Annotated in this window: 14 protein-coding genes; 3 read left to right on the top strand and 11 right to left on the bottom strand. The window is 38.9% G+C overall.

What is annotated here, in order from left to right; all coding sequences use genetic code 11:
* Window positions 1-58: 58 nt before the first annotated feature.
* The 6 genes from MT390_RS15380 to fdhD form a co-directional block, all read right to left on the bottom strand.
* Window positions 59-1012, bottom strand: coding sequence for an efflux RND transporter periplasmic adaptor subunit (locus tag MT390_RS15380; protein WP_499442030.1), 954 nt, complete (start codon window positions 1010-1012; stop codon window positions 59-61).
* A gap of 267 nt (window positions 1013-1279) precedes the next feature.
* Window positions 1280-3436: a hypothetical protein gene (locus tag MT390_RS15375; RefSeq protein ID WP_499442029.1), complete on the bottom strand. Its 2157-nt coding sequence runs from the start codon at window positions 3434-3436 to the stop codon at window positions 1280-1282.
* Between the two features lie 3 nt (window positions 3437-3439).
* Entirely contained in the window at window positions 3440-5224 is a 1785-nt protein-coding gene (locus tag MT390_RS15370; protein ID WP_499442028.1) for an efflux RND transporter periplasmic adaptor subunit, read from the bottom strand.
* Window positions 5225-5939: 715 nt separating this feature from the next.
* A complete protein-coding gene (gene glyA, locus MT390_RS15365; protein WP_166372694.1) occupies window positions 5940-7205 on the bottom strand; it encodes a serine hydroxymethyltransferase in 1266 nt (421 codons plus the stop codon).
* A 403-nt stretch (window positions 7206-7608) separates the two neighbouring features.
* Window positions 7609-9912, bottom strand: a complete 2304-nt coding sequence (locus MT390_RS15360) for an FdhF/YdeP family oxidoreductase (protein WP_499442027.1) — start codon at window positions 9910-9912, stop codon at window positions 7609-7611.
* Window positions 9913-9940: 28 nt separating this feature from the next.
* The gene (fdhD, locus tag MT390_RS15355; RefSeq protein ID WP_499442026.1) at window positions 9941-10786 is read right to left on the bottom strand and encodes a formate dehydrogenase accessory sulfurtransferase FdhD; all 846 of its coding nucleotides are present in this window, start codon (window positions 10784-10786) and stop codon (window positions 9941-9943) included.
* A gap of 361 nt (window positions 10787-11147) precedes the next feature.
* On the opposite strand from fdhD, the gene MT390_RS15350 reads away from it, so the two are divergent.
* The 3 genes from MT390_RS15350 to ettA all read left to right on the top strand — a co-directional run bounded on the left by MT390_RS15350 (window position 11148) and on the right by ettA (window position 15514).
* The gene (locus MT390_RS15350) at window positions 11148-12098 is read left to right on the top strand and encodes a bile acid:sodium symporter family protein (RefSeq protein ID WP_166372691.1); all 951 of its coding nucleotides are present in this window, start codon (window positions 11148-11150) and stop codon (window positions 12096-12098) included.
* A 578-nt stretch (window positions 12099-12676) separates the two neighbouring features.
* The gene (locus tag MT390_RS15345; protein ID WP_499442025.1) at window positions 12677-13366 is read left to right on the top strand and encodes a hypothetical protein; all 690 of its coding nucleotides are present in this window, start codon (window positions 12677-12679) and stop codon (window positions 13364-13366) included.
* A gap of 468 nt (window positions 13367-13834) precedes the next feature.
* The gene (ettA, locus tag MT390_RS15340) at window positions 13835-15514 is read left to right on the top strand and encodes an energy-dependent translational throttle protein EttA (protein ID WP_166372689.1); all 1680 of its coding nucleotides are present in this window, start codon (window positions 13835-13837) and stop codon (window positions 15512-15514) included.
* Between the two features lie 85 nt (window positions 15515-15599).
* Here the strand turns inward: ettA and MT390_RS15335 are convergent, their stop codons facing one another.
* From MT390_RS15335 to MT390_RS15315, 5 genes are all read right to left on the bottom strand, one after another.
* Window positions 15600-16196 carry a PEP-CTERM sorting domain-containing protein gene (locus MT390_RS15335; protein ID WP_166372688.1) on the bottom strand — a complete coding sequence of 199 codons (597 nt, stop codon included), beginning with the start codon at window positions 16194-16196 and terminating at the stop codon, window positions 15600-15602.
* A 305-nt stretch (window positions 16197-16501) separates the two neighbouring features.
* Window positions 16502-17662 (bottom strand): cytochrome-c peroxidase, encoded by a 1161-nt coding sequence (locus MT390_RS15330; RefSeq protein WP_499442024.1) that lies wholly within the window; start codon window positions 17660-17662, stop codon window positions 16502-16504.
* Between the two features lies 1 nt (window position 17663).
* Window positions 17664-18572 (bottom strand): sterol desaturase family protein, encoded by a 909-nt coding sequence (locus MT390_RS15325; RefSeq protein WP_499442023.1) that lies wholly within the window; start codon window positions 18570-18572, stop codon window positions 17664-17666.
* A complete protein-coding gene (locus MT390_RS15320; RefSeq protein WP_499442022.1) occupies window positions 18562-19593 on the bottom strand; it encodes a hypothetical protein in 1032 nt (343 codons plus the stop codon). The genes MT390_RS15325 and MT390_RS15320 overlap by 11 nt, the downstream gene beginning before the upstream one ends.
* Entirely contained in the window at window positions 19590-20990 is a 1401-nt protein-coding gene (locus MT390_RS15315) for a di-heme oxidoredictase family protein (protein WP_499442021.1), read from the bottom strand. The genes MT390_RS15320 and MT390_RS15315 overlap by 4 nt, the downstream gene beginning before the upstream one ends.
* Between the last annotated feature and the right edge of the window lie 105 nt (window positions 20991-21095).

Raw genomic sequence — 21095 nt, 5'->3', positions numbered from 1 at the left:
GCCTTTGAAACCCGTTAGTAATAAAGGCATTAGATTCGCAATATACTCTTCTCTGTGTTTAATGATGGTCAACAAAAGAGTGCTCCTCTTCTGCGACTAGATCATGAGAAACCGACACTTGTTCGGTAGAGTGATGAGTAGATTGAGTGACGCTAGCAGTTTGAGTTTCCGTTGCGTTATCTTGCGATATAAAACTAACTTTACAGCGCAGACCCGCAGGGATTTCATAATCTGGGTTATCTAATGTAAGACGAACGCCGTAAGTGCCACTGGCGACATCGGCAACGCGATCAATACGGCTAACGGTTGCTTGCCATGTTTGATCGACCGCATCTGACCTTACGTCTGCTAACATTCCTTTTTCTACTTTGCCCATTTGCTCTACTGGAATAATGACTTCAACATTTAAAGGAGAGAGTTGTGCGATACGAACAATAGGTTGATCGTCAACATATTCACCTAGTGTTTTAAAGCGGTCCATGATGAAACCAGTTATTGGGCTACGAATAGTATGGCGATCCACGACTTCCTTTGCGCGTGCATATTCCAGTTCAGCTAGCTTTTGATTATCAAGTGCCTGATTGAGTTGTAGTTGAGTCAATTTAGTTTCGGTTTGCGTTTGATCCATCTCTTTGCTCGATATCATTGAGCGTTTATACAGATCTTCAATACGCTTGCTTTGTCGTTCGCCAAACTCTGCATTGGCACGTCGTAATTCAATTTCAGCTGTCAATGAGACACGTGTACGAGCGAGTTCAAGTGATGCCATATCGACTTTTGATTCAAGTACTGCTATCACGTCTCCTGCTTTAACAAAATCGCCGCGGTCAACGTTGACTGATTGTAATACACCTGGAATATGGCTACCTAGATCAGCTGTCTCACTGGGGTCGATAACACAATCTAAAAGCTCTAGATCATTGAGTAAGGGATCTGTTTCTTGCGCTACCACTAAGGCAGGTAACCAAGTAATCTGTAAAATTAATAGTAAAAAGCCATGTTGAAGTCTCATGCGACTCATAAATATTCTCACATTTTTATATGATATTACGCTGTTGCTCACTGGCCTTCATCGGCCATGTTGAGATCTGATATAAACAGCTAAAAAGTAACAAATAGTTGAAATCTATATTTCAACTTTACGTATATTAAAAATAAAATAACCTTTTTAATTCAAAGAATTGTTAAGGTTTATTGTGCAGAACCTGAGCATGGTATTGTTCATGTTCAGCACTTGAACTTGTTCGACCTATCCACCAAAACATTGTATGTAATGTGTTTAGGCCGTTAAGGGTAGTAAATATCTTAAAAATAATCGTTGTAGGCCCCTCATCCATTGCCCCCACAAAGATTCTGAACCATGGTTAAAGCGTATATAAGCTCGCTCACCAATACCTGTCACTTTTGTCCCTTCAGGTAGTGCAATATCTAACTGAAAAACATTTTCAGTGGCCGTTAAGCCTGTCTCGTCTCGCATGTCGACACTAATTTCACCACCTCCGAGTGCACCAAGCGCAATACTAGGCAGTGATGAACCACCAGCAGGGACTTCGCGTATTAATATCCCTTGAATAGAGTCAGTCATTTGTCCGGGCAGTTTGACCTCAATGGAATCAGGTTTTGAATGTAATAAATCTGCATATTCTTGTTTTACTACAGCACGTACAATCGGTTGTTGATCTTGAATAACGTAGCCTAATATGTCGCCCTGATTGACAAATTCACCTCTTAGCTGATGCGGATCATGTAAGATAAAACGACCTTTAACTGGGCTTATTATCTTTAATGAGCTTACCTGTTCGCTGACTTTATTTAATTCTGCAGTAACTGCTTTAATGTCATCTGCAACCATCGCACCACGAACCCGACTGTTATTTCTCTCAGAGATCTGTTTTGTGCTCAATTCTCTTAGTCGAGCTTCTAATATAGTACGTTCTGTCAACAATGATTGATCTTTTAGTATTATAAGTAGCTCTCCTGCTTGAACCTCAGTGCCTGAATTGACCACAACCGATTCAACAAAGCTATTAGAAGGGCTTAGGATCTTACCATTATCATCGAACCAGATAATCCCTTGCGCTTGAGTGGTGAGTGACACGGGTATTTGTACTAAACCTGCACATACAATAATAATTAACCCAATGGTCGATATAGCACGTAGACGACGCGCCTCAAGACGAGGGCTAGTCAGCAGAAAATACAATGTTTGTAATATCGGTTTAAGTATTTGCTTGAATATCGCCCAGCTCGCTAAAATAACACCGATAATAAAAAATTCACTGGGTAAGTACAGGGCAATACCTATCAACACTATCAAGCGATAAAGTGGTGATGCTAAACCATAAAAAAGGAACCAAGCTGACTCACCATGCGCGGTAACAGGTGAGCGTAATCCCTTTATTCCAAGTGCATATTTCTGCATTAAGTAGAGATAAAACTGGCTTGCACGGGAGGCTAAGTTTGGAATTTCAATGAGGTCGGAAAGCACATAATAACCGTCATAACGTAATAGTGGATTACCGTTAAATAACAGTGAAGATACACCACTAATAAGCATTGTATTGAAGGCTATTTCATGAACAAGGCCGGGTTCGCTAAGCAGCCAAACAAATAACCCTAATGCTGCTAAAAACAATTCAACCAATATGCCCGCAGCGGCAACTATCGCACGACGGCGTTTATCGCGAAATGCCCAAGATGCAGATGCATTAATATAGGGTACGGGCATAAATAATAGCAGTGTAATACCGGTATCATGGGACTCGCCCCCACCCGCTTTAACCGCCATACCATGGCCTAACTCATGCAATATTTTAATCACGGGGTAGATCAACCAAAAGGCGATTAACTCCGAGGGGCTGAGACTTTTATCTGCAACTGCCGCTACGATCGATTGCATATTGACTACCACTAAAACAAGTGCAATAACGATTGTTATCAGCCAAATCCAAAGCCCTTTTACTGAAAAAACAAACCTTGCTAAGGGGGCTAAGTAGTTCAACAGTCGATCAGGATCAAACAATGGAATTCGAATCGCCAGTGGGTTACTTATCACTGAACGCTTTGAATGTCGGGTTTGATAATAGCGGTTTAGCACCTCTTGCTTACCAACAGGAAGGCCGTTACGTAATACTTCGGCACGTTGTAATTGTGCCAAAATATTTAATATATCTTCAATTTCAAGTAATTCATCAATTTCTCGGTTTTTATTAACCAAGTACATGATTTCCTGCATTGAGAAATCACCATTTAATCTGCCAATCACTTCATAGGCAGTGGCATTAAATCGGGTAAATTTACCACCTGATTGATCATGCAGAAGGTACCAACGTTCCCCTCGATAATCCTGCACAAGAATTTCTACGTGCTTACGCAGATAAGGGCGTAATTCTGCTACATGTTGCCAAAGGGATGAAGTTTGCTGTTGTTTATTCATCGCTTAGAAACCCAAAGACCAAGCCCAAAGGCGTAATCGAGAAACGAGCGAATCAGTCCAAACACTTAATAAACTCCCACGACCAACGACTATCTTTGCGGTTCCCTGCATACCAGGACGCAAACCTTCGGTGGAGTCGATGATGTCAGACTCTACTCGAAAATTATTGCTACCCTGCGTCACTGAGGCGATGGGAAAGATCTGTGAGATGCGTAATTTAATTAATTGATCAGATAAACCTGTTAAACGTAAATTTGCATTTTGTCCCAACATCAGATTAGCAACATCATGCTCATCTACTTGTAGTGTTACACGGTAATTTTTAGCCGGTATTACCTCAAAAAGTAATTGTCCGCGCTCAATCGGTGCGCCAAGCGATTGGCTCCAGTCTCCACTAACTAATAAACCACTAAATGGTGCCTTTAATTGAGTATGCAGCAATCGCTCCTCAATACTCTCCAATTGCGCATCAGTTTGTGCGATGCTAGCTTTCAATATGCTGATTTGAGCACGGTCTCGTTGTGCTAAAGCCTGATGGTATTCTTTCGCTTGTTTGTCTCGTTCGCTAGACCACTTATCATATTCAAGCTGTAAATCTCTATCGTCTAAAGTTGCCAGCACTTGATTTTTTTCTACCAAATCACCCGCTCTCACCTTAGCGGTTGCAATATAACTGCTGAAAGGAGCAACAATCGACTGTTGTACTTTTCCTTCCACCGAAGCTGGCGCAGTAATAATATGATCCGTTTGCAACAGTGTTAACAGCCCTATCAGAATGATACTTGTAAGCGTGATCACTTTAGTACGAAAGTACCCAGGACCGATTAATCGATTTAGTTGCTGTTTAATATTATTCGCCGCTTTTTTCCAAATCGGTAACGAATTATTAGTATGTAAACGAACCACTGGCGCGATACTATCAGCAATAGTAACAAGTCTTTTAATCGCTTCGGCGTTAAAGCGATTACTCTTCTGAGAAACGAGTGTTAATACCCCTATCGGGCTTACATCATCACGTAAAATAATCGAACAAACTGCGCCATTTTGATCATTGAGTAGCTGCTGGGTATGTTTATGAATGACTGAGGTTGTTTGTTTTGAATTAGCTTGAATAATAATATTTTCATTCTGTTCGACACACTCCTCCATCGCAAATTCAACTTGTCTAATACGCTCAATACGACGGTCGAAATGAAGTTGATGTGATACGCTTAGTACTTGCACTTGTAAGCCTTTAACCAAGCCGAGTTCTACTCTGGCACAGTCAAAATGTTCCGCAATAAAATTACAAAAATGGTAACTGCTTACCGGCAAAGGTTCATTTACAGCAAGTAATGCAACAGCATTTAAAGCAAGTGTTGCGTCGCTATCCTGTCGTTCACTTTTACGTTCCAACATTTTTTCTAGGAAAACACTACCCCATTGTAATAATTGCAATACAGCTTGGCATTGCTGCTCTGACCGAACAGCAACAGCGAGAACAACAACACCCACAACTTGCCCTTGCTGGACTAGTGGATTAGAAATATAATCAATAAGTTGTGAACTATCATCAAGCGCTTTATTGACTCCTCCTGTAGCACTCTTAATAGTATTTACTGCAATATTGGTAAGTGTTGAAGAGAAAGAATCAGCATTAGGCCAAAGGGCGATACTTTGCAGATCTTCTTGGTCTGTCTTGGTTAGAAATATGCTTCCACATTTAACATTTGAGATCATGCTACATTGCCAGTCTAGCCAATGTGAAGCCTCATTTGAAAACACGGTTGTCGTTACAAGTTTAGTCAATCTATTTTCTCTACATTCTCTAATTTATTAAAATATAATTTTGCTTATCCACTTACTTATTTTAAATCTAAGTAGCTTAAACGGGTGAATTAACTTTATTATTTGAAAGCCTTAGAGAAAACAACCTATTTTAAGCAGTTTAATCACTATGATTTATTATTGTAATATGATTAATAAAACCGTTAACCTTGAAAAAAGCTAACCTTTTATCGATTAAATAGATTTAAATCACCTATATAAAAACATCAAAAAAATAAAAAAACAGAGACTTATTAATTGTATTTTAACACTTCAAAAACACCTCTCCCTATTAAGAGTTATTTTTATATGTAAATATTTGATAAATATAGATTCGATAATAGGAGCAAGCAAGTTTTTTTTTAAAAATAACAAAAAAATTACTTGTTTTGTTAAGCAGATTTTTTATTTATAAAATGTAATTGATAACTATTTATGAAATTAAATATAATTTAGTGCAACTGTTACTTTATGTTGTGTTTTTGTCTTATAAATAACAGCCCTATTATTGAACAGTAAACAATAGAAATGAATAAGTAAGTTCCTTCGACGTCCAACTAAACCTCAACATTCAGCTAAACGATACTAAAAATACAATAAAAAAATCCGCACTTGTTTAACAAGTACGGATTTTAAAAGTCGTTTATCGGTTATTTTTACAGTCTAACCAATAAAGTGATTCAGATAAGCATCGAGTTTACGCGTAAACAGGGTGTGCACTACAGAATTTAGCGACTTTCACTTTAACAGCTTCGATTGTTGCTGCTAGTTTTTCTTCATCTTTAATCGCATCAAGTACGTCACAAATCCAAGCCGCTAATTCAGCAGCGTCAGCAGTGTTTGCACCACGACGAGTGAATGCAGGAGTACCGATACGAAGGCCAGATGTAACAAATGGAGAACGTGGATCGTTTGGTACTGAGTTCATGTTCACTGTGATGTGAGCAAGACCTAGCGCTGCATCAGCTTCTTTACCTGTGATGTCTTGAGCAATCAAGTCAACTAGGAAAAGGTGGTTTTCAGTGCCGTTAGAAACGATTTTGTAACCGCGTTCTTGGAATACTTTAACCATTGCTTTAGCGTTGTCTAATACGTTTTGTTGGTATTCTTTAAACGCAGGTTCAGCACATTCTTTAAATGCTACTGCTTTAGCAGCAATAACGTGCATTAATGGACCACCTTGACCGCCAGGGAATACAGCTGAGTTTAATTTTTTCTCAAGTGCTGGGTTCGCTTTAGCAAGGATAAGACCGCCACGTGGACCGCCTAATGTTTTATGTGTAGTCGTTGTTACAACGTCAGCAAATGGTACAGGGTTAGGGTAAAGACCCGCAGCCACTAAACCAGCAACGTGTGCCATATCAACAAACAGGTAAGCACCTACTTTGTCAGCGATTTCACGGAATTTAGCCCAATCTACGATACCTGAGTATGCAGAGAAACCAGCAACAATCATTGTTGGTTTGTGCTCAATTGCTAGACGCTCAACTTCAGCGTAATCTAAAACACCTGTGTCTGGGTTGATACCGTATTGAACAGCGTTGTAAACTTTACCAGAGAAGCTAACTGATGCACCGTGTGTTAAGTGACCACCGTGAGCAAGGCTCATACCTAAAACCGTATCACCAGGAGCACATAATGCAGCGTAAACAGCACTGTTTGCTTGAGAACCAGCATGTGGTTGTACGTTTGCGTAGTCTGCACCAAATAAAGATTTAGCACGTTCAATTGCTAAAGATTCAGCAACGTCAACATATTCACAACCACCGTAGTAACGCTTACCAGGGTAACCTTCTGCGTATTTATTTGTTAATTGACTACCTTGTGCTTCCATAACACGTGGACTAGTGTAGTTTTCAGACGCAATAAGCTCGATGTGATCTTCTTGGCGTTGTACTTCATCAGTCATTGATTTCCATAGTTCTGGATCGTAATCAGCAATATTCATATCTCGGTTAAACATGTGCATCTCCTGGTAGGAATTATAGTGTAAGTCAATTTATGATGCGCATTTTACGCAATCTTTGCGCTATTGCATAGAGCAAATAGTGTGAAATATAGCGAACATGAACTTGAATAAAAGTAATGCTAATTAATTTATGTTGAATAAAGATAATAATTACACTTATTATGCGGATCTAGAAATAAACAATTGCGCACAATACTCTCTCTTAATTAGGACAAAGGGTAAAGTAAGCATTACACGAATGAAAGCGTCAAGGTTATGTTTAAGCGTCAAATGCTAGGGCTAATAGATGAATGCTAAGTACTAGGACTAATAGATAAGTTAGTACTAAAAAGGTTATTAACGTATTGCTAATAACCTTTTGTTGTTTTATCACCCTCTCAATACAGGGAAAAACAGTTTATACAATACGCTCTGGTAGCGGATTTTTAGCTGCGGTGATCACTATCGCAATCGATTTTGAGTTAGGTGTGAAGGTAAAATCACCATAGTTAGCCAGCGCCACTAAAGGATTCGCTTCTGGATAATAAGCGGCAGCATTACCCGTCGGAATATCATAGGCAAGCAAAGTGAAATTAGTCACTTCTCTCACGACTTCATCTCCCCAGAGCGCTTCAATATCGACTTTATCACCGGTTTTTAATCCTAATGCGGTTATGTCATTTTCGTTAAGAAGAATAATATTACGATCACCACTTAAACCACGGTATCTATCTGTGAAACCATAAATAGTTGTGTTGTATTGGTCGTGAGAACGCAGTGTTTGTAAAACAAAAATACGGTTTTTAGTTAACGCTCGTTGCGAGGCTGAAATAATTGCATCGGGTAAAGGTGCACTATGAAATTGTGCTTTTTGATCGCTCGTATTCCATTCTCTTCGCCCAGCAGCATTACCTAAATAGAACCCACCTGGTGCTTGCAAACGTTGGTTCATGTCGCTAAAGCCGGGAATAGTTTGACTAATATAATCACGAATAAGATCATAGTTTTGAACCGTATCTAACCAATTGATTGGAGAGCTACCCAATGTGGCTTGCGCTATGCCCGCAATAATCGCAGGCTCAGAACGCATTTGTCTGGTGTCACTTTTTATTACACCTTGCGAACTGTGCACCATGGAAAATGAATCTTCCACTGTGATTTTTTGAGATTCCCCCGCCTGTAAATCGATATCAGTTCGGCCTAAACAAGGTAAAATCAACGCTGACTTGCCTGGGTATAAATGAGTTCGATTAAGTTTAGTCGCAATATTAACGGTTAAATCACAGCGACTCATTGCTTGGCGCGTGATCTCAGAATCCGGCATTGCCGCCACAAAGTTCCCACCTAACCCGATAAACACTTTGCTGTCGCCACGTAACATCGCTTCCACGGCTTGTACGGCATTGTGCCCATGCTCCGCGGGAGGCGTAAAGTTAAAGGTTTTTTCTATGTTATTAAGCAATGTGGCATTAGGTTTTTCATCGATGCCCATGGTGCGATCACCTTGCACATTAGAGTGACCACGTACAGGACATAAACCCGCGCCTTTTTTACCAATGTTGCCAAACAACAATTGTAGATTGGTCATTTCATAGATCGTAGGCACTGAGTGCTTATGTTGAGTAATTCCCATTGCCCAAGTAAAAATAACACGTTTTGCTTGTTGGTAAATATCTGCCGCTGATTTTATCTGCTTTTTAGATAAACCTGATTGCTCAGTAATTAATGACCAAGGCGTTGCATCTACTTGTTCTAAGTAGGCATCTAAACCGCTAGTATGCTGTTCAATAAATTTAACATTGAATACATGATCACCATTTTCTAGTGCTTGGTTATGACGCTTTAACAAGACTTTAACTATGCCGCGCACGGCAGCCATATCACCGCCTAAATTAGGCGTATAATATTGACTGGTCAGCTTCGTTTCACCACCAAGCACCATATGCGCTGGTGATTGAGGATTAGCAAAGCGTTCTAAACCACGCTCTCTTAATGTATTAAAGGTCACAATACTTGCGCCACGTTGTGCAGCATGGCTTAATGTATGTAGCATACGAGGATGGTTGGTCCCTGGGTTTTGACCAAACACAAAAATGGCATCGGCATGGTCAAAGTCTTCTAGTGTTACTGTACCTTTACCTACACCAATACCTTGTTTTAATGCATAACCACTGGCTTCGTGGCACATATTTGAGCAGTCAGGAAAGTTATTAGTACCAAACTTTCTAACCATTAGCTGATATAAAAAGGCAGCTTCGTTACTTGCTCTGCCAGAGGTATAAAACTCTGCTTGATTAGGGTTTTCTAAGCCATTTAGGTGCTGTGCAATCAATGAAAAAGCATCATCCCAGCTAATGGGTACATAGCAATCTGTTTCTGATTGGTACAGCATAGGGTCTGAAAGACGCCCTTGATCTTCTAAATAATAATCACTTTGTTTACGTAAGGCAGACACACTATTATTCGCAAAGAATTCAGGTGTTAAACGGCGAGAAGTTGCTTCCCAGTTAACGGCTTTTGCGCCATTTTCACAAAAGCGAAAACGTTCTTTTTTACCTTCTTCACCCCAAGCGCACCCAGGACAATCGAAACCATGATCTTGATTGGTTTTGAGTAAATTCAAAACGTTTTTTGCTACGTTCTCACTGTGTAATAAATGTTTGGCTGTACTTGCAAGTGAACCCCAACCACCAGCTGCTGCTGTATATTTTTTAACACTCATAATGCCTACCTATCATTTGTAATGGTTATTAATGTTGTTTTTGTAAACGAAAGTCACCGTGGTAGACATTAAAAGTATGCTCACTAACAAAGCCTATTAAAGTGATGTTAAATTGTTTTGCTACTGCTATCGCTAAACTTGATGGCGCGCCTATCGCAACGACCACAGGTATCTTTGCGGCAACCGCTTTTTGCATAAGTTCGAAACTGATACGTCCACTGAGCATTAAGATAGATTGATGATCAAGCTTACCCTGTGTCAATAAATCGCCAACCACTTTATCAACTGCATTATGTCGGCCCACATCCTCTTTCGCTGACAAGCAAGCTTGCAAAGAGAATATGCCAGCACTATGAACGCCACCCGTTAAAGAAAATAAAGACTGTTGTTGCCGTAATTGCGTTGAGAATGTAAGTAAAGCAGAGACAGGCAACCACTGTGGCATTTCATCGATAGTGACATTAAAAGTATGCGCTAGCTTCTTCACATTACTGGTGCCACAAACACCACAGCCTGAATGGCTAATAAAATGACGCGTTAAGGATTCCCAATCTAACACAACCGATGTTGCTAAGGTAATGTCACATTGATTAAGTTCAGAACTAATAATTGATTGTATTTGATCTGCATGTTCGATAACTGCATGCGATAGTAATAATCCAGTCACTAACGAAGCATCATCTCCGGGGGTTCTCATGGTGACCATCAAGGTTTTTTCAAGCAGTTCACCCGTTTCCTGGCATGTCCAATGCAATACGATGTTGAGAGGCTCTTCACTGATCACCAAATCTTGACTCAAACGCATCTCAAAGGAACCATCCTCTGCTAATCGATAACGTTGCCGATTAACAGTTTGGTATGGTTTTGTGCTCATTGCTTCACCTTAGCGATTGCTGTTTTTATTAATTGATATGCTGATAATTGAAAACGTTGAGACGGATGTCTAACTCATTAAAAAGTAAAATATTTTACAAGTTTAAAAGTGAATAACGATTCAGAGGAGGTCTTTATAACATATTTTTTATAAGGATTTCAGCAATAAAATTTATTTTATTAAAAATATTTATGGCATTGAAAAAGCACCAACCAAATTTACTTTTTAACATTTAATTTAGCCACTAAATACATTTTAAATTCTGTTGATGCACAACTAAATATATACGTTTTTTAATTTTATGATAAATTCATCTTCCCTATCTCATTAATAAAAATTAAATAATTATAAAAGGATTTAAATGTTGAATAAACTAATCAAGCTATTTCCCGTTTGGGCCATTCTTTTTGCTGGCGTCGCTTTTCTTTCTCCACAACTATTCGTTGGGATAAAAAGCTATATTGTTCCATTACTGATGCTGATCATGTTGAGTATGGGCCTGACATTAACGCTGCAAGATTTTAAAAATGTCATTAATAAGAAATCAGCAATCGGTGTTGGCATGTTATTACAATTTACCATTATGCCAATTACGGCTTTTTTAGTGTGTTATTTTTTGCAATTAGACACAGAATTAACCGTTGGTATGATTTTAGTGGGTAGTGTTGCAGGTGGTACATCATCAAACGTAATGTGTTACCTAGCAAAGGGTGATGTTGCATTATCAATCACCATGACTGCGTTATCAACATTAGTTGGCGTGGTATTAACTCCCGTCATCAGTGGTTTATTAGTGGGTCAAAGCGTTGACTTCCCGATGTTACCCATCTTTATTAGTTTACTTAAAATAGTGGTGTTACCGATTGCGATTGGTATCTTAATTAATTCATTTTTAAATAAACAAGTAAAAGCTATCTCTTCTCTATTACCGCTTATTTCAATGCTATCAATCGTGATAATTATTGCTATTGTGGTTGCACTAAACGCGGGTAAATTAACAGATGTCGGTCCGATTGTGATGTTGGCAGTGATTATCCATAACAGCATCGGCCTGTTTTCTGGCTATTTCATTACCAAGTTATTAGGGTTTGATGAAAAAACCAGCCGTACCATTGCCTTTGAAGTAGGTTTACAAAACTCAGGTCTTGCAGCTGTTTTAGCAATGAAGTTCTTCTCGCCTGCTGCCGCAATCCCTGGCACAGTATTCTCGCTATGGCACAATATTTCAGGGTCTATTCTATCTGGATATTGGGCTCAGAAAGGCCTAGAAACAGAAGAAAAAATAACGGCTGCACCGGTAACAGAGTCTTAAGAAATTCGATATGTACTCGTTACCATTCACAATGCTGCCGTAATCAATAGTTTGTTTAGATGTTAGGTTAGGTGTTAAAGCAAAATAGAAAGAATATGATTCCGTATATTAGTTAAATTACGGAATCATTTTTTAATGCTCAACAATGACTCAATTATGTAGCAAATTGATAAACCAACTAGTTCTTTTAAGTAGTGAAATAACTATGTTGCAATAGGGTTATAACTGTTGGCGCGTTATCCCCATTATTAAGTGACATGCCGATGTTACTAATAAATCACTATTATTAGACATTTTTATAACAGCGATGCTTTACCTTAGCTCCCCTTATTAATAGATCATCGAATGCATAATCGAACTAATAGAAAGTTGTAAGTTAAATTGTACGTTTGAGCCTTGATATTGGTATTTAAAACCGGTAGTTTGATTGTTCAACAAAATCCTCTATTTATAGATCTACACAACTACACACAAAACACTACACAAGTAATTTACATTCATTGAAAACCTTCTTTTTATACCTAAACAATACCTAATCTAAGGAATTAGTCTTTGAATGTATTCAACATTAAGGAAAAATGATGACCTTTAGAAGCTATTACACCCCACCAACAATGGGACGACGTATTTTAACTCCTCACCAAACTGCTATATTAATTTTGAAAAATAACAAAAAAATAGCTAAAACCACCAATAACGATGCATACAGCAAGTTTAAAATGCTAGAAACACAGATAGCCTCGATATCAGGCAGTATTTTTTCAGCAACAGAACGTTGGGCTTTAATAGAAGCAATGAATGAACTCGGATGGCAAGTTGCCATTTGTAGAAATTATTGGACATTTATTCAAACTATTATTGTCGACCGATGGCCAACATTAGACCATCAGGAAATAGTCGATTTGGCGACAACAGTAAGTCGAACCCCAAATGATAAGCAACATGGACCATTATCTGAAGCATTTGAGTCCTTTGATATTACCGAGCTAACCAAGTTTTTCTATAATAAAAAAGAGCTTAAAGATGCAGTGCAAGCAACCGTTGATGAACGTAATTGGGAGAAAAACAAACATAAAGTAGAACTTGATTGGGATAAGCAACGAGAAGAAATAGAGCAATATATTAGCCAAATTGATATGACGTCAAATGATTTAAATGAATACATAAGAACTGATGAATTCACTATCTGGGAATATCTCTATTATGACTTGTTTAAAAGCAATCTAATTTTGGATGTACTTCAACTTAAAGCAAAAATAGAAAAATAGGTCATATTTTTTGCACTTAAAAGTTCCTATGAACCCCTTTAGGACAGGACTCTGTCGTATTTATTATCTAATCTAAATAGATAAGGGAATTTCATCTAGCACTTTATTCATCTATCACTGTAAGACCCTGTAAATGTAGACTGAACCAGCTCGGTTAACAATCTATCTAATACTCTATCCAATAGCCCCCTATAAATAATACGATTATATTTCACTTATCAAATAGGGTTAACACCATGCTTATTAGGGTTCTTATTTGTCACACTGCTAAATATCCTACTACTCAACTTAGTACAAAGCTTAGATGGCTAAACAAGGTAAGCAGTTAACTATTAAGCGCTCATTTTTTTACTCATTAGTGTGCTTTGGTTATTTTTGATGACCTAAGCCATTACCATCTGTTGCTTGTTGATTAGTAGATACTCTACAATAGCTCTCAATTATTTTATTCATTATAAAGGATCCCCCATGGCTCAACCATTGCCTGATAAGTTCATTTATTCTATGTCTCGCGTTTCTAAAATAGTGCCACCTAAGCGCACTATTTTAAAAGATATTTCATTAAGCTTTTTCCCTGGCGCTAAAATCGGTGTTTTAGGTCTGAATGGTTCAGGTAAATCGACCCTGTTACGTATCATGGCCGGTATCGACCAAGAATTTGATGGTGAAGCACGCGCATTAACCGGTACTAAAATTGGTTACTTACCGCAAGAGCCTGTATTAGATCTTGAAAAAAATGTCCGTGAAGTCGTCGAAGAAGCAGTTTTTGAAGTTAAATCTGCGTTAACAGAGTTAGATGCGGTTTATGCTGCATACGCAGAAGAAGATGCAGACTTTGATGCCTTAGCAAAACGCCAAGGTCAACTTGAAGATATTATTCAAGCCCACGATGGTCATAACTTAGATAACCAATTAGAGCGTGCTGCCGATGCACTACGTTTACCGGCTTGGGATCAACCTGTTAAAGTCCTATCTGGTGGTGAACGTCGCCGTGTTGCGTTATGTCGTTTATTACTTGAAAAACCTGACATGCTGTTACTAGACGAACCAACTAACCACTTGGATGCAGAGTCTGTTGCTTGGTTAGAACGTTTCTTACATGATTATGAAGGAACTGTTGTGGCGATTACCCATGACCGTTATTTCCTTGATAATGTAGCAGGCTGGATCTTGGAATTAGACCGTGGTTACGGTATTCCATGGGAAGGTAACTACTCGTCTTGGCTTGAACAGAAAGATGAGCGTTTAAAACAAGAAGCCGGACAAGAGAAAGCACGCCAACGCCAAATTGAACAAGAGCTGGAATGGGTTCGTTCAAATGCTAAGGGTCGTCAATCTAAAAGCAAAGCACGTTTATCACGTTTTGAGGAGCTTAATAATCAAGACTTCCAAAAACGTAATGAAACCAACGAATTATTTATTCCAACTGGGCAACGTTTAGGTGATCAAGTAATTGATGTCAATAACTTGACTAAATCCTTTGATGGGCGTGTATTGATTGACGATTTAAGCTTTAGTATTCCTAAAGGTGCTATCGTCGGTATTATCGGTGCCAATGGTGCGGGTAAATCAACGCTGTTTAAAATGTTGGACGGCACAGAAAAACCAGATTCAGGTGAAATCATCATTGGTGAATCGGTTCAAATGGCCAGTGTTGACCAGTTCCGTGACCACATGGATGACAAGTTGACAGTATTTGAAGAAGTGTCTGGCGGTAGCGATATTATTCAAGTTGGTAATATTGAAATTCCTAGCCGTGCTTATTTAGGACGTTTTAACTTTAAAGGTTCTGACCAATCTAAAATAGTAGGCGATTTATCCGGTGGTGAGCGTGGCCGTTTGCATTTAGCTAAACTGCTTAAATCTGGCGGTAACTTGTTACTACTGGATGAGCCAACCAATGACTTAGATATCGAAACCTTACGTGCACTAGAAGATGCCCTATTAGGCTTTGCTGGTTGTGCCATGGTTATTTCACATGACCGTTGGTTCTTAGATAGAATTGCAACACACATTATTGATTACCGCGATGAAGGTCAAGTTAACTTCTACGAGGGTAACTACAGTGATTATGAAGCGTGGTTGAAGAAAACCTTTGGTGCAGCAGCGGTTGAACCTCATCGTATTAAATACAAACGTATTAGTTAAAATAAACTGAAAACATAAAAAAACCATTCAATATTGAATGGTTTTTTTGTATATCCGTTATCATGCAAGTTACTAACAGTTGTAATTATACCTGTTTTCTACGGCGACTAACCATCAATCCAACTAATGCCACTGCCAATATACCGAATGAAGCAGGACTTGGTACAGATACAGGATTGGACACTGAAATATTGTTCACTGTTAATGTTGAATTAGCAAAAGAATCTTTAACGTTAAATACACCAATGGTATAAGTTAACCAACCAGATTCTGCTGCGGTCCAAGCAAAGCTGCCTGTTGTATAGTCAGGCGTCGACGTATCAGCAAGCCAATCTAGACTACCTAAGCTCAAGTTAACAAATGCAAAATCGTTGTACCAAGAGTTTGAACCCTCATTACTCAACCATTTCCAATCAAATGAAAAAGTTGAACCTGCATCAACTGCAACGGTATTTTTATAAGCTGAGCCAGATGTTACGTTGCCCGTCGCAATACTATTAAAAGCGTTCTTTTCTACGCCGGTCAATTGCGCTACTTTATTTTTATTTTTGCCATTGCTTGAATCTATAATAAAACTACCATTATTAGTAGTTACAGCACCAATGGTTTCAGCACTCATCAATGTTGCTTGGGCAGTTACTGAAAATAATAACGGCACCAAAATTAAGATTATTCTTCTCATTAATACATTCCTTTTAAATTAAATAAGCAGATATCTACCTACAAAGGATTAAAAGCACTAATCATGCCAAGAAATAAAGGTAAAGCACTATGACTGACACTCTCTTGAAAAACACCGCATTGCAGCAATAATATTTTTGTGGCCTAAATCAACTATTTTAATGTGTGCTATCACTATGATGTAACCCGTTAACTCTTAAGCTTGACGCCTAAAATAGCTTCACTTCAGACTTGCTGATTGTTGTAGTTTGAATAGTAACGGGTATAAAAGTATTAATTATCATAACAATAATTACTGAGTTAATTTTATTTCGACTTCTTATCAAGCATCAATAAAGGTTCGAAGCGTTTATCCGTTAACGTTTTCATAAAGGCAACTAAGGCATCTATTTTCCGATCTGTTAAAGCATGAGCGGTAAGATCTTCTTTATCAACGGTCGTAGGCACTTCTGGTGAACGCCAAGGTTTACCAGTTTCAGGATTAATAGTGCGTTCTGTATTATTGTAATGATCATAAAACTCCATCACCGTTCGCAACTCTTTAAACACACCATTATGCATGTAAGGTGCTGTCACTGCGACATTACGTAACGACGGGTTTTTAAACTTACCATCATATTTTGGGTCATCAACTGCTGGGTTCTCTAATAAACCGTGGTCAATAAAGTCTTCTTTTATATGGCCTAATGCTATTAATTGATCATTAGAAGGCACACCTATATTACGATACTGATGATTCGTAAACGGTTCTTTTGGGCTGTCTTCAGTTTTTAACATGTGGCAACTATTACAGTTAACATTGTTATTCGAGAAGAATAAAGTACGCCCAAGATCTTCTAAGACTGTCAGGTCGTACTCGCCTTTTAGGAAGCGATCATATTTACTGTCATAACTAGAGAAGGCATCTGTTTTTTCAAATGCTTGTAGTGCACGTGAAAAACCATCAAAAGCAGGCAAAACTGAATCTGATTGCTTTGAGTCAAATACGGTTTCACCGTATAAGCGCTTAAAAGTAGACACGTAGAAAGGGTTTTCTTGTAAGCGTTTAACGAGCGTTTCGGCATCGGGTAAGGCCATTTCAACAGGGTTAAGTGGCGGCCCCATTGCCTGGTCAGATAATGTGTTAGCACGACCATCTAAAAATTGCCCTCCAACATACTCTTTTAATACTTCATCAAAATGAAATGATGGTGATGTGTTGGCGTATGTTGCCATGGGAGTATTACGCGTACCGAGAGATTTAGTGTCGTCTCCTAATGAAACCATACCAAGTCCTACATTTTCACGGTGGTCACTAAAACTTTTTGAAGGATCATGGCAAGTTGCGCAAGACATAGTACGATTAACAGAAAAGTTAGAGTCAAGAAACAAGATCTGTCCTAATTGTGCTTCAGTCAATTGACCAGCGGCGTTAGCTACGTTTGTGCAAGCGATTAATGCGAGTAAACAATAAAATATTTTTTTCATTTCAATTCCGTCTAATACTTCTGTAAATATCAAAAAATGGCTGAATAATAATTTTTATAATGCCATCAAATTTTTGCCTTTTATCGCGCCCTAAACCAAATTTTTGATCTAAAGGAACGTCTTTTGATAGCCTTAATGTACCAAAGAGCCAATCCCACAAAGCTAAGATGCTGCCTAAATTTTTGTGTATGTATTTCTGTTGATGGTGCACCTGATGTTGTGCTGGCGATATTAATAAACGCTCTAGCCAACGCCCATAACTCAAGCGAATATGGCTATGTCTCAGGTTGCCAGTAAAAGAAAATAGGATCACAACAAAGGCATTTCCACCTAATACTGAGTAAAGATTAATACGCGCGCCAAAACAAAAAACAAAAATGCCTGTAACAACACCAGCAACCAATGCATTACGTAGTGCAAACAACATAATTTCCACAGGATGTAAGCGATAAAATGTCAATGGGTTCAATGATTCAGCACTATGATGTACCTGATGAAATTTCCATAACCATCGATTAGTATGTAGCCAACGATGCAACCAATAGCGGCTAAAATCCCCAAGGACAAATAAGCTAAAAGTGTACGCAACAATAATATCGCGATAATACCAAGACAAAAACAAGGGATCCGATATCGAGTTCAACCAATTCAGCGTCGATAGCGCAACCGTGTTCGCTGACAGTAAAACAGGCACAATAAACAGTGCCTTGAATACCCAATTAAATACAAAATAACGATAATCTAATTTTGAGTCAGCATTAAACCAATAAGCCTTTAATTGGGGTGCTGAAATAGCACCCACTTTGAAGACATACCAAACAATGGCAATGATCCCGCTAACAACAAGGTAGCCCCAGAATATGCGGTCACTACCATTCATAAATGCCGCTAAAGGTGTATCAATCGCCATCTGCATCGATTAAATTCGCCGATACGCCAATCTGACTCACTAAATGTCTATAAAAGGCTTTTTGAACATCTAACAACCCCTGGAAAATTGGGATCATGTCGTTTAAATTAAAATTATGGTCTGCAGGTGTGTTTTTATAAGCAAGTAATGAGTTTTCTAACGCGGCTTGCACTGCATTAATCCCCTCTTTACCATGTTTTTCATAGGCAATAGTTGCCACGTTAGGTTGTTGGTCTTCCGCTAACAATTGTCTATTAGTTTCTAAAACCCCACCGATAAATGCCCAAGACGCTTCGCTGTAAGGGTATTGTTGATGCTCTGGTTTAGTCTCACCAAGATTAGCTTTTGTTAACCCACTGACTTGAGCAATACGCCAATCTCTTGTTTTATAAATATGCTCAATCTCAGCATTCACAACTAAAGACAAACCTCTATCTACATCAAAAAGAAATTCATCACGATTGGCTTTATAACCATCACTAATTTGTATAAATCGCTTACAAACGTTCGCGACCATTACTTCAGCAAAGGCTTTTCTGCGTTCAGACCATTCACCGCTGAACATAACAGAGTCGATTGCGCCCATGGTTTTATATGAATTTTTATATAATGCGGTTGACGGTTTTGAGTCACGCCCCACTAGACGTTCAATGCTTTCATGAATATCTTCATTACCACTATGGAAGTAATCCACCATTAATGGGTAATCCATTGCATTCATGTCGTAGTCACCAAGAATATAACTAGCTTGTACTCGTCCCCACCCTTCCGCAAGTTGCACAAATGCTTGGTGACGCACATCACTTGATTTGCTTTCTAACGAAGTTTGTAACTCTGCGCAATATAGCACTGCGTTATCGGCATTATGCTGCAGCACATTGTCGTAAATAGACGCATAAGGGTCTTTCACCACTTCATTATTGACCTCTGCATCATTGACCACCGTATTAGTCTGCTCAGCATAACTTAGCGCTGGCACACTCAGTAAACACAGAATTGACAGGGGGGTAAAAATTTTCATAATTGCTCCAAAAAGTGTAACAAGGCCAAGCGCTGTGCTTGGTCTAATTGTATAAATGTTGATTTTGCCTTTTCAGCTTCTCCACCGTGCCAAAGAATTGCCTCTTCCGGTGTTTTCGCGCGTGCATCATGTAAAAAACGATGTTGCGCTCGAACCCGTTCACCTACTCCCCATAAAGGCGCAGTGCGGTACTCACGCTCAGTGGCAAGGAATTCTGGACGCCCATCTTTTAACAGTTCCCCCATATCATGCAACAGTAAATCAGAATAAGGATGGAATTTAACACCCTCCTTTGTGCTTAATGTCGAACGATGACAACTAGCACAGCCAATTTCTGTAAATAGTTTTTTACCCTGCTGACCTTGTGCATCTAACCTGACGGTTTTAGGTGCTTTATGGTCTCTAATAAAAGAGGTAATCGCTTGTAAACGCAACATAGGTAAGTCTAAACTTCCTAACCTTGTATTGTCTCCTTTAGGTGCCGCTATACAGTCAGCTTGTGCAGGTTGGCAAAGCTCATCAGGAAAAGAAGGGTTAGTTAAACCAAGATCATGTGCTGCAGCATTTGCCGTTTGCGCAATAATATTGGCAGCACTAGCTTTCCAATTCATTCGCCCTAATATTTTTTCATCTTGCTGTGGGGAATTTAACCAATTCGCACGGCCACTAATTCCGTCAGCATTATCATCTGATGGGTCTTCCCACGCAAGGATATCTTCATTTGAAACTTGCTCTATTAATCGTAAACCAGCCAAAACAGGAGGTTGCCTTAGCGAAATAGTTGTTTCTTCAGCTAATGGCCCATAACCTAACTTATCTAAATAAGGAATAAACTTAGTTAACATAAGTGATTCACCATCAGGATATGTAAAAGGTATTGATTCGATTTTTAATCTTGTTTGCGCTTCTGGTTTTACTTTACCGTTGCCTCTTATTGATACCTGCACACCATAAATGGGATCCGGCACATTATCATGCATAGGGGTATCTATATTATTTACTAACCAACGTAATGAATGTTTACTTGGCTGAGTTAACTTGAAGACTAAACTGCGTAAGGGTTGGTTTGTATCACTGAGCGTCGGCGCACTACCGTTGTTGATGTGACAACTGGCGCAGGTATTGGCGCTAAAATGAGGACCTAACCCGTCTCGTGCAGTAGTTGCACTCGGTGCTTCAACCCATGGGATAGTGAAAAAAGAACGTCCCAGAATATACTGGTCAAACTCTGTATCTGTCATCTTAATAGGATGAGAAAAAGGTTTACTACCGGCCGTATTAGTAAATTGTTCTATATTGACATTGCTCGCTTCACTATGGGCAAAATGGCTGCATGCTAAAAACAAAAATACACTTCGAAGCAGATACTCCGAGACCTTACTACCATTAATTTTCATACATCACTTTCAAAATAAATGACTGGGAGGAGAAACGCCACCGACCGATTTCGGCTAGTGGCGTTTATCATAATGCCCTTCTAATTAATGCTAGAAGGTCATTAA

The organism is Vibrio sp. 2-Bac 85, from assembly GCF_037546705.1.
GTDB lineage: Bacteria > Pseudomonadota > Gammaproteobacteria > Enterobacterales > Psychromonadaceae > Psychromonas.
This window is presented reverse-complemented; position numbering and strand designations above follow the sequence as displayed.

What these genes read in the sequence shown, in the direction of transcription:
- glyA (WP_166372694.1), bottom strand. Translation starts at nt 7,205, where the DNA reads ATGTTTAACCGAGATATGAATATTGCTGATTACGATCCAGAACTATGG.
- MT390_RS15360 (WP_499442027.1), bottom strand. Translation starts at nt 9,912, where the DNA reads ATGAGTGTTAAAAAATATACAGCAGCAGCTGGTGGTTGGGGTTCACTT.
- MT390_RS15320 (WP_499442022.1), bottom strand. Translation starts at nt 19,593, where the DNA reads ATGAAAATTTTTACCCCCCTGTCAATTCTGTGTTTACTGAGTGTGCCA.
- MT390_RS15380 (WP_499442030.1), bottom strand. Translation starts at nt 1,012, where the DNA reads ATGAGACTTCAACATGGCTTTTTACTATTAATTTTACAGATTACTTGG.
- ettA (WP_166372689.1), top strand. Translation starts at nt 13,835, where the DNA reads ATGGCTCAACCATTGCCTGATAAGTTCATTTATTCTATGTCTCGCGTT.
- MT390_RS15375 (WP_499442029.1), bottom strand. Translation starts at nt 3,436, where the DNA reads ATGAATAAACAACAGCAAACTTCATCCCTTTGGCAACATGTAGCAGAA.
- fdhD (WP_499442026.1), bottom strand. Translation starts at nt 10,786, where the DNA reads ATGAGCACAAAACCATACCAAACTGTTAATCGGCAACGTTATCGATTA.
- MT390_RS15345 (WP_499442025.1), top strand. Translation starts at nt 12,677, where the DNA reads ATGATGACCTTTAGAAGCTATTACACCCCACCAACAATGGGACGACGT.
- MT390_RS15335 (WP_166372688.1), bottom strand. Translation starts at nt 16,196, where the DNA reads ATGAGAAGAATAATCTTAATTTTGGTGCCGTTATTATTTTCAGTAACT.
- MT390_RS15330 (WP_499442024.1), bottom strand. Translation starts at nt 17,662, where the DNA reads ATGAAAAAAATATTTTATTGTTTACTCGCATTAATCGCTTGCACAAAC.
- MT390_RS15315 (WP_499442021.1), bottom strand. Translation starts at nt 20,990, where the DNA reads ATGAAAATTAATGGTAGTAAGGTCTCGGAGTATCTGCTTCGAAGTGTA.
- MT390_RS15350 (WP_166372691.1), top strand. Translation starts at nt 11,148, where the DNA reads ATGTTGAATAAACTAATCAAGCTATTTCCCGTTTGGGCCATTCTTTTT.
- MT390_RS15325 (WP_499442023.1), bottom strand. Translation starts at nt 18,572, where the DNA reads ATGGCGATTGATACACCTTTAGCGGCATTTATGAATGGTAGTGACCGC.